Raw genomic sequence first — 10,554 nt, forward strand, 5'->3', positions numbered from 1 at the left:
TCTGCATTCGGCTTGTAGTTTATTTTGTAAATTGGGAAAAGCATGAACAAAGAACAGTTAGAACAGATGCCCATGTCTGAATTGGAGCAATATATCCAAAGTCATCCGTATGGTCAGTATTATAAATATATGACTGCCTGGTATGTTTATGCCCGTCGCTTGCTAAACGGTAACGGATGCCCGAAAGATCCGGGGAAAGCCTTGGACTATTTCGAAGAACTTGCTGCCGCCCAACACAATTCGGCTGCATTACAAGCCGGGAAATGCTATTATCAAGGTATCGGGACTTCTTGTGACTACCATGAGGCATTGAAATACTTTGAACAAGTAAGTAATTGGCCAGATTACACCTCAAGGGAAGGGCATTTATGGAAAGGGAAATGTTTGTTAAAAATGAAAAACAGAGAACAAGAAGCGGTTAATTGCTTTAAGCAGGTTATGCAAGGTATCAAAACACCCAAACAAATACAATATGCGAAACTGAAAGTAAAAAATGAAGCACAATACTTACTGGGCATGTGCTACTATTACGGAATCGGAGTGAAAGAGAACAAAGAAACCGCAGTCCAACACCTGAAAAAAGCTGCGTTAGGTAACGATGCAAACCTGACAGCACAATACTACCTTGCCCATTGCTACCAAAACGGTATTGGAACAGAGGTAAATCCCGAAAGGGCTGAACATTGGCGGTCTATGTGTTTTGAACAAAATTACAAGAAATTGGCGAATGAAATGGAAGAAGTATTGGGTATAACGTTAAAAGATATTTGTAAAGAAAGATAGCATTAATATCAATTTATAAATGTAAAACTATGGGTTTTAATGAATTAATAACAGCAGCACAAACGGGAGATGCATACGCTCAATTTGAGTTAGGAAGTAGTTATTATTATGGTAATGGTACACCTATAGATAAAATGAAAGCTGTGGAATGGTGGAAAAAAGCGGCAGAACAAGGTCATGTACATGCTCAATTCGAGTTAGCTATACATTATAATTTGGGTATAGGTGTACCCGAAAATCCAGCAAAAGCTACTGAATGGTTAGAAAAAACAGCAAAAAAATGGACACTCAAGTGCGCAAATTGTTTTAGGACTTCATTATTACCAAGGTAAAGGAGTACCTAAAAGTAAAGAGAAAGCCATAGAATGGTGGAGAAGAGTACTTGAAAAAGGAAATACAGAAGATGAGAGAATGTTGAAAAATGTTTTTTAACATAATATAATTAAATAGGAATATGAAAAAAATAGGAATGCTTGGTTATGGCATATTGCTTATGTGCATGACCGCCTGTTCTCATGCTGATATCACAATGAAGACGGATAAAGTAGAGTTTGTGGAGTTTTATTTATCGGGAACGGAAGCGGATGAACCAATTCTGATAGATTGGGGGGATGGTAGTGTAAATGAATATGCGGGTGGTGGTAAAATAGAACATAAATATGCTGTTCAAGAATCTTATGTTATTAAAATCACTGGGAAAATTCGTCTATTAGATTGTTATAATACTCGTTCTTATGACTGTAAATTACTTTCTTTAGATGCAAGTGGGAATACAACTTTAAAGGTGTTGAAGTGTGATGGTACAGGAGTAAATTCTTTGAATGTAGCTAATTGTACATCTTTGTATGAGTTGAGATGTGGTTCCAACAATTTTACATCTTTGGATGTCAGTAAAAATCCTGCTTTAGAAGAGGTAGATTGTGGTGGAAACAAATTGATTTTTTTGGATGTTAGTAAGAATTTGGTTTTAAGAGAATTAAAATGTGCTGCAAATTTACTGACCTCATTAGATGTTTCTAAAATACAGACGTTGGAACTTCTTTGGTGCTTTAGTAATCAACTAAGTATTTTGGATGTCAGTAACAATAAGAATTTATCTGACTTAGATTGTCGTAAAAATCAGCTGAAAAATATAGATGTCAGAAGTAATACGAAATTAAATAGTTTAGATTGTTCAGAGAATAGTCTAATGGAATTGGATATCAGGAGGAATCCGAAATTAAGGCATGTGCATTGTTCCGATAATAATTTATCCGCTTCTGCCTTGAATCAAATTTACGAGAATTTGCCTAAACCACCAGCACCATATTCTGCCCAAGATCCCTTAGGTTTATCTACTATGGTAGGTAGTTACACTTTAGACATAAGGAATAATCCTGGAACAGTTGCTAGTAATAGAGACATTGCTAAAAATAAAGGTTGGGAAGTTTGGGGGTATGAACGTTGAGTTCTTATGGCATATAAATAGGTATGGTTATGAAGTATAAATGGATTCTGTTCGGAGTGGGTTCGGTTGTTGCAGTTGTTTTGTGTTGGGTATTTGGAGTATTTATCTGTTATGACAGAATTGAGTTAACAGTAAGGGTAGGCAAAGTTACTAATATTTTTCAGTCTGATGCTTCTTCCTCAAAGGTGGTTTTGTTGAAAATAAAAAGTAGCGGAAATTTGAGGATAGACTGGGGAGATGGAGTGGTAGATGACGTGGTAATTGATAGTTGCAAGCATACGTATGAGGATGATGGAAATTATAATATATCTATTCGTGGAGAAAACATATCTCATTTCACAGCATGGAAGGTTGGAATGGAAAAACTGAAACTTACTCATTGTCCTTTTTTAGAGCAACTTTTTTGTTATGATAATTATTTGGAAGAATTGGATTTGAGTGGTTGCCACCTATTAAAAGTTGTGAATTGTGGTAAAAATCGACTTATCGAATTGGATTTTTCTTTCTGTCCTGCTTTAAATTATTTGTATTGTTCCGAAAATTACTTGATTTCTTTGAATTTATCCAACAATGAAAATCTAAGCACATTAGTCTGTAGTTTCAATCAGCTCAAAACATTGAATGTGGATAAATGTAGGTGTTTAACTATATTGGATTGTTTATATAATGATGTAACCTCTTTGAATGTAAAAGATTGCCCTCTCTTGCAAAATTTGACATGTGCTGAAAATCGTTTGAAAGTTTTAGAATTGCCAGCAGAAGCATCATTAACGAATTTAAATTGTAATTACAATGAATTAAAAGAATTGGATTTAAAATCTATAACCTTATTGAAATTAGAATGTAAAAACAACCAGTTGAAAAGATTGAATTTACAATGCCCGTCTTTATTATATATCAACTGTTCTAATAACAATTTGAGGATATTGGACTTATCGGATTGCCCTTCCATTCTGGCTGCCGACCGCCAAGGAAATCCCTTGCAAAATATTTTAAGATAAATTAAAATTTAAAGATTATGAAAAGAAATTATTTCGTATTTGCTATCACATTATTAGGCATGTATCATACCACTTGTGGGCAAGAAGTTCATACAATTTTCAACTTAAAAAACCAAATGGTTACGTACGATACTTTGACCACAGAAAGAGCAAATGCACAGGGGCTCACATTAAAATTGCAACAAGCCTGCGACTCATTAGGATTGGATATTGATTCAAAAGCTTTCATGGTTGCGTTTGCACAAATCCGTACAAAGAATTTTACAGCATCTTGTTGCAAATACAACAATATCTTCAAAGTCACAAAAGTAATACAATACGATGTTAGTAAAATTTCACGCCCTATTACTTTTAAAAATCCTCAGAATATTCCAAATATAGGTTGGAGTTTTTCAAGTATTTATGATGCTGTTTACAACATATGTACCATAGCTATGTTTAATTTACAAAAAAACACAACTGCAAAACCGCTCTCTCATAAATTACAAATAACAACTCAAGATATTATGAATGCTTTAGTGCAAGCAACCCAAAATTCTTTAACAGAACAAGAAGTAAAAGAAATTAAAGAGATTTACCCAATCATCTTCGAAATGTATAAAATTATGGACGATCCAAATAAATTAAAATCCCTGCTGAATCTTTAAAATAAAATCAAGTCATGAAAACAGTCCTGAAATAGCATTCAATTCAATACAGATCCTATATTTCCGTTATGCAAAATCCTTATTTAAAAGAAAAACTATGAAAGGCATATTTTCAATTTTGACGACATTAACCATGTTGCTAACATCAAGTGTGTGTGTTGCCCAACGTTACCAAAGGAGTTTTGAAATCTTCGGTTTTCCGGATGGAGAGCAGATGGGTGATTCTTTGAAGATAGCCATTCCTTTACTTCTCATCGGACTTTTTTTTGTATTTGTAATAGCCAAAGGAAATAAAGGCAGCAAAACAAAAGATACGCTGGGATGCATAGGATGGATAATCCTATTGATAGGAGTTTTTTTCTTATTCCCATTGTTAATATGGGTGGAAGGTATTGTGGCATCAATCTGGAACATTTTACTCGTCATAGGAATTGTTATCGTCATTATCGGAGTTATAAAAGGGAAGCAGAAGCATGATATATAAAATAACAACTTAAGTTAATATGATCAGCCTTAAAACCAACAAACAATGAAACGAATCACTACAACCTTTTTTATATGTCTGTTATTAGGCATAACATCTCTCCATGCCGAAAGAGACAACCACACACAGAGAACACCGGAAAAACAACCGGAATTCATAACCGGTTTCAGATACCTTCCCCCGGGGTGCGAATGCTTTGCCGACATGTTCAAATACAAAGTCATCGACTTTCCTGGCTTTTCAACACAAGATACCCTCTATTTCAAAAAATACACCCGCCCCATAAAAGGCTATACAGTCAGGGAGATACATGCCCTGAACGGTAATCGCTGTAACGCATATGTCCTGTGCTTTGAAAAAGGGAACAAAAAATTCTTTGTCGGTGGTAAAGGGTGCGGATATGCGGAAATATGTACGAAAGACAGAACACACAGGGTTGACAGTATGGATTACTGGGGAGTTCCGGGTGGAAACACCATCACCCCCCATTCTTTTAAATATCTGAAAGAAGAAGAAGGCGAATATCGTGATATTTGCCTCAAAGCTTACAATTTGCATTTTGATTCTGCAAAAAAATATACAGAATACGGATCTTCTACAACTCTTACCTTCTGTTTTACAGACATAGATGTGGACGGGAAAGACGAATTGATTATTTTCTCTCCTTATTGGGGTACTTGCGGGTTCCGAATCTATGACATTTGGGAAACTCCCCGGGACATCCGTTTAAAACCTGTTTCGAAAACGGACTTCGATGAAGCAAGGCGACTTTTAGTTGCACCGGAAGAAGGTGTCCTCCTTGTTTGGTGGAGAGGGTGTATAGTAAAATTTAAAATGCAAAAAAACGCTGATCATTCGGTTTCCGGATTCAAATACATCGACGAAGTTTGTTCCCCCGGACCTAGTGATTTTTTCCTGACCTACACCCTGGAAGAGCCGGATTAAGATAAACTACTTACCGATGCAGTTCAAATGCCTGCCATCTATTATTCACTTCTTATTCATCTATTAATTAACTATTAGTTTATTAATAGATAATAATTGGAATATTTGTAGATAATCATGTTTTTACTTACATTTGACAGTCAGGAAAAAGCAAGGAAAAGGTTTAAAATCCAGGAAATATGAAAGTAAAGGATCTGTCACAACCTCTGCTCAGCGGGCGGATGGGCAATCTGATTTATTATGTCCGTAACGGGGTGCAGTGTGTCCGGCGAGCGGAAGTACCGGGAAAAAAACGGAAGAAAGAACGGTCGGATCAGCAAAAAGGAGTGACAGGACGTTTCGCCATCGTACAGGCTTTTTATGCGGCCTATTGCCGCCAAGTGTCACGGGATATCTGGCGGGCAGCTGCCAGGGCGGAAGGAAAAATGGCGCACAACCTGTTCAACTCGACGAACTGCCGGTGTTTCAGCGGAGAGGGGAAGCTTGTGGATTTCGTCAATTTTACTTTTACGAAGGGGTCCCTGCTTTTGCCAAGGGGATTGAAGATAGAACAGGTTGAGGGGACAGAGAGGCGGTTCCGGGTGAGTTGGCAGGAAGAGCGCGAATGGGCCACAGCAACAGGGAGCGACCTCCTGCAAATAGGTGTATTGTACGATTCCCTGCCGTTAGGACCACGGCTGGCAGTGAGCGTATCGGGCAGGCGGCAGGATTTGTGCGGAGAATTCACACTGTCGGAACGGGCAACAGACGGCGCACACGTGTATTGCTTTTTTGCCCGCGAAGACGGAAGCGCTTATTCGGATTGTCAATATTTCCGGATCAGTGCCATCCCCTCTCATCCACAGCATACAACATGAATGTAATGAAGTGACCCGGAAAGAAAAAATCATCCGGCAATGGATTGTTCGGGAAGATGTTGTATTTTTGTTTACAAATTTAGCAGCTTACAAACGATGAAATTTACCCACTTCCACGTCCACTCGCAATATTCTATTCTCGACGGAGCAGCCAGTATTCCAGGCCTGATCGAAAAAGCCAAAGCCGACGGCCAGGCCGCACTAGCACTGACCGATCACGGCAATATGTTCGGGATAAAGTTGTTTTACGACACCTGCCGGCAAAAAGGAATCAAACCCATTTTAGGATGTGAAGCCTATGTCGCACGGGTATCCTTATATAATAAAGAAAAACCGGTCGACCGGTCGGGGGAACACCTGATTATTCTGGCCAAAAACCTCACCGGTTACCGCAATCTCGTCAAGCTCTGTTCGACGGCTTTTTGCGACGGTTTCTACTACCGTCCCCGTATCGATAAGGCCCAGCTCGAAAAACATCATGAGGGATTGATCATTTCCTCGGCTTGCCTGGGAGGAGAAATCGATCAGAAAATCATGGCCGGTGATCTGGAAGGAGCTGAAAAAGCAGCTCTATGGTACAAAAATCTGTTCGGCGAAGATTATTATCTGGAAGTGATGCGCCATCCGGCAGCGGATCCCAAACAAAGAGCCGAGATTTACGACAATCAGCAACGCTGTATTCAGGAGAAAATCAAAATAGCCAGGAAACTGAATATCAAACTTATCGCTACCAACGACGTGCATTTTCTCAATGAAGAAGATGCCGAAGCCCATGATCTGCTGATTTGCCTGAACACCCGGAAAGACATCGACGATCCGACCCGGATGCGGTATACCCGTCAGGAATGGTTTAAAACCACCCAGGAAATGATCGACCTTTTCCCTGATCTGCCCGAAGCCATCGAAAACACCCAGGAGATCACCGATAAAGTCGAGGAATACGAACTGGACTCCGATCCTTTAATGCCCGTTTTTCCCATTCCTCCCGAACTCGGTACGGAAGAAGAATACCGGCAAAAATTTTCCCAGGAAGACCTCTTCAACGAATTCACCCGCGACGAGAAAGGAAATGTCGTACTGACCGAAGAAGAAGCCAACAAAAAAATCAAAAAACTGGGCGGATACGACCGTTTATATCGTATCAAACTGGAAGCCGACTATCTGAAAGAGCTGACCATGAAAGGGGTTGTGAAACGCTATGGTGAAAATCCATCACCCGAGATCATGGAACGCATTATCTTCGAGCTGCATATCATGAAGACCATGGGTTTCCCGGGTTACTTCCTGATCGTGCAGGACTTTATCCAGGCTGCCCGGGATATGGGCGTGATTGTTGGACCGGGACGTGGATCGGCTGCCGGTAGTGCCGTCGCCTATTGCCTGGGTATCACGAATATCGACCCTATAAAATATGATCTGCTGTTCGAGCGTTTTCTGAATCCCGACCGTATTTCCCTGCCCGATATCGATGTGGATTTCGATGATGCAGGACGGCAACAGGTACTGGAGTGGGTAACGGAGAAATACGGAGCCGACAAAGTGTCGCACATCGTAACCTTCGGCAGTATGGCCGCCAAAATGGCCATTAAAGACGTAGCCCGGGTATTGAAACTGGAATTATCGGAAGCCAACCGGCTGGCTAAAATGGTTCCGGAAGCTCCGAAAATGACCCTGAAAAAAGCTTATAAGGAAAACCCGGATCTCGAGAAAGAGAAGCAATCTCTGAATCCACTGATTTCCAAAACGATACAATTTGCCGAGACCCTCGAAGGTTCTATCCGTCAAACCGGAGTACATGCCTGTGGTATCCTCATCAGCCGGGATCCGCTCACCGATCATATCCCGATCATGCCTACCGAAGGAGAAAGTCTGATGACTACCCAATACGACGGGCATTTCGTGGAACCGATCGGGCTGATCAAAATGGACTTTCTGGGTTTACGTACCCTCTCGATCATCAAGACTTGTCTCGACAATATCAAAAAATCGAAACATATCGTCCTGAATGAAAACGAAATTCCCCTGGACGACGAAGAAACCTTCAAGCTTTTCACCCGCGGAGATACCACCGGGCTGTTCCAGTTCGAGTCGCCCGGAATGAAAAAACACCTCCGCGCCCTCCAGCCCAACCGTTTCGAGGACCTGGTAGCCATGAACGCCCTGTATCGTCCGGGACCTATGGAGTATATCCCTTCCTTCATCCGGCGCAAACACGGCGAAGAACCCATTGAATACGACCATCCGATGATGGAGCCCTACCTGAAAGACACTTACGGCATTACCGTCTACCAGGAACAGGTGATGCTCCAATCCCGGGCCCTGGGACTGTTCACCCGGGGACAATCGGATACCCTCCGTAAAGCTATGGGTAAAAAGAAGTTCGAATTGCTGGCGGAATTGAAAGGCAAATTCGTCGAAGGTTGTAAAAACAATCCCGATTTTGTCCAGGGAGCCAAAGAAAAAGGAAAAGATGTCGAAGAACTGGTCAACAAAATCTGGGGAGACTGGGAGGCTTTCGCTTCTTATGCCTTCAACAAATCGCATTCCGTTTGTTACGCCTACATCGCTTATCAAACCGGTTTCCTGAAAGCCCATTATCCGGCAGAATTCATGGCAGCCAACTTAAGCAACAACCTCTCGGACATCACCAAAGTAACGGTTTTCATGGACGAATGTAAGCGAATGGGGTTGAGTGTACTGGCGCCGGATGTCAACGAATCTTACAATGACTTTACCGTAAACTCACATGGCCAGATCCGTTTCGGAATGGCCGCCATCAAGGGAGTGGGTGAAGCTGCCGTAGAAAAAATCATCGAAGAACGGGAGAAAAACGGACCTTATAAAGATGTATACGATTTCTTCGAACGAATCGACTATAAATCGGTCAATAAGAAAACAATCGAAAACCTGATTACTGCCGGCGGACTGGACAGTTTCGGATACCACCGGGCCCAATACCTGCACCTGGTAGACGCAACGACCACAGTACTGGATAACCTGGTGAACTACGGCCAGAAAAACCAGCAGGATTCCATGAACCTGCAAGCCACCCTATTCGGCGAACTGGACGGCTTCGAAGTCACCAAACCGAATATCCCCGACTGCGAACCCTGGCACGACTATGAGAAATCGAAAAAAGAAAAAGAGCTGATCGGTATTTACCTGACCTCCCATCCCCTCGATCCTTATAAGCTGGAAATGCAGTTGCTTTGCACGCCGGTAGAAGAACTCAACAGCGGCCTCGAAACTTTTAAAGGCAAAGAAATCAATATCGCCGGTATCATTACCGCCAAACGGGAAGGTAAAACCAAAACCGGGAAAGACTTCGGTATCCTGACCCTGGAGGATTTCAGCGGCACTTACGAACTGGCTTTCTTCGGAAAAGATTATACCGATTTCCGGCAATACTTTATCGACGAGACGGCGATTTATGTGAAAGGGAAAGTAGGGCCCAAATGGGGTAAAGAAGGAAACGAGCTTACTTTCACCATTCAAAAAGTGGGCTTATTGGAAGCACTGACCGAAAATGCAATCCGTTCGATCACTTTACAGGTCGATATTGAAAAACTGACCCTGGAAACGGTCACTGAAATACACGAGCTCTTTACAACCGATGTGAACAGCGAGAGTTATAAAGAAGCCCAGCAGAAAGCGGCCGAACAAAAGACACAGAAGAACAGCGATCCGGAGAATTTTGAAGAACCGGCAACGGTACAAAACGATATTCCCCTGAATTTCATGCTGTTCGACCGTCAGGGAAACAGTGTCAAAATGTTCTCCCGCACTTGTAAGATCAGGCGTTCCCGGGAATTGTACGAATATTTCGAAAACAACGATTCGATCAAAATGAAGATCAACTAGGATAAATTTTAACGTTCTATTATAAGATGAATACTTCGTATACAATAAAATTGTTGTAACTTAGCGGAGCAAAATGGAAATACCAACTTTTAAAAGATAAATACTATGGCAATAGCAGTTAATGATTCTAATTTTGAAGAGGTTGTACTGAAATCAGCACAACCTGTCCTGGTCGATTTCTGGGCAGAATGGTGTGGACCATGTAAAATGATGCTTCCCATTGTTGAAGAAATCTCTGAAGAATTTGCAGGAAAAATTACCGTTGCTAAGGTTGACGTCGACGGCAGCCCAAGCACAGCAGCTAAATTCGGTATCCGTAACATCCCGACTATCCTGTTCTTTAAAGACGGTAAAGTTGCTGATAAACAAGTAGGTGCAGTACCTAAGAATTCACTGGTCGAGAAAATCAACAAACTTCTTTAAATAATTGAAAAGAGGGTGTCCAAAAAGGCAAAATACCCCCTTGTAGAATCGGATATTTGATTTCAGTCTCCAATAGGGATACGAATAAATCGAGGGTGCCAAATAC

General features: G+C 41.2%; 11 protein-coding genes. All 11 read left to right on the forward strand.

The annotated features are described in order from the left end of the window. Positions 1–42 precede the first annotated feature (42 nt). The 11 genes from AC5RDS_RS07425 to trxA all read left to right on the forward strand — a co-directional run bounded on the left by AC5RDS_RS07425 (position 43) and on the right by trxA (position 10,448). Positions 43–783 carry a tetratricopeptide repeat protein gene (locus AC5RDS_RS07425; protein ID WP_195328899.1) on the forward strand — a complete coding sequence of 247 codons (741 nt, stop codon included), beginning with the start codon at positions 43–45 and terminating at the stop codon, positions 781–783. 29 nt (positions 784–812) lie between these two features. After that, a complete protein-coding gene (locus AC5RDS_RS07430; protein ID WP_195305541.1) occupies positions 813–1,115 on the forward strand; it encodes a tetratricopeptide repeat protein in 303 nt (100 codons plus the stop codon). Next, on the forward strand, positions 1,084–1,215 hold the full coding sequence (locus AC5RDS_RS07435) for an SEL1-like repeat protein (RefSeq protein WP_195328905.1): 132 nt from the start codon (positions 1,084–1,086) through the stop codon (positions 1,213–1,215). Before AC5RDS_RS07430 ends, AC5RDS_RS07435 begins: the two co-directional genes overlap by 32 nt. A 22-nt stretch (positions 1,216–1,237) precedes the next feature. Further along, positions 1,238–2,230 (forward strand): leucine-rich repeat domain-containing protein, encoded by a 993-nt coding sequence (locus AC5RDS_RS07440; protein WP_172720109.1) that lies wholly within the window; start codon positions 1,238–1,240, stop codon positions 2,228–2,230. A gap of 29 nt (positions 2,231–2,259) precedes the next feature. Beyond that, positions 2,260–3,231, forward strand: a complete 972-nt coding sequence (locus AC5RDS_RS07445) for a leucine-rich repeat domain-containing protein (protein ID WP_172720108.1) — start codon at positions 2,260–2,262, stop codon at positions 3,229–3,231. A gap of 17 nt (positions 3,232–3,248) precedes the next feature. After that, positions 3,249–3,878, forward strand: coding sequence for a hypothetical protein (locus tag AC5RDS_RS07450; protein WP_172720107.1), 630 nt, complete (start codon positions 3,249–3,251; stop codon positions 3,876–3,878). Positions 3,879–3,975: 97 nt separating this feature from the next. Then, positions 3,976–4,362 (forward strand): hypothetical protein, encoded by a 387-nt coding sequence (locus AC5RDS_RS07455; RefSeq protein WP_172720106.1) that lies wholly within the window; start codon positions 3,976–3,978, stop codon positions 4,360–4,362. A 45-nt stretch (positions 4,363–4,407) separates the two neighbouring features. Continuing rightward, positions 4,408–5,307 (forward strand): hypothetical protein, encoded by a 900-nt coding sequence (locus tag AC5RDS_RS07460; RefSeq protein ID WP_172720105.1) that lies wholly within the window; start codon positions 4,408–4,410, stop codon positions 5,305–5,307. 179 nt (positions 5,308–5,486) lie between these two features. After that, positions 5,487–6,164, forward strand: a complete 678-nt coding sequence (locus AC5RDS_RS07465; protein ID WP_046405395.1) for a hypothetical protein — start codon at positions 5,487–5,489, stop codon at positions 6,162–6,164. A gap of 96 nt (positions 6,165–6,260) precedes the next feature. After that, positions 6,261–10,025: a DNA polymerase III subunit alpha gene (dnaE, locus tag AC5RDS_RS07470; RefSeq protein ID WP_306443277.1), complete on the forward strand. Its 3,765-nt coding sequence runs from the start codon at positions 6,261–6,263 to the stop codon at positions 10,023–10,025. A gap of 105 nt (positions 10,026–10,130) precedes the next feature. Continuing rightward, positions 10,131–10,448, forward strand: coding sequence for a thioredoxin (gene trxA, locus AC5RDS_RS07475; protein ID WP_013613130.1), 318 nt, complete (start codon positions 10,131–10,133; stop codon positions 10,446–10,448). The last annotated feature ends 106 nt before the right edge of the window (positions 10,449–10,554 follow it).

It is taken from the genome of Odoribacter sp., assembly GCF_985060555.1.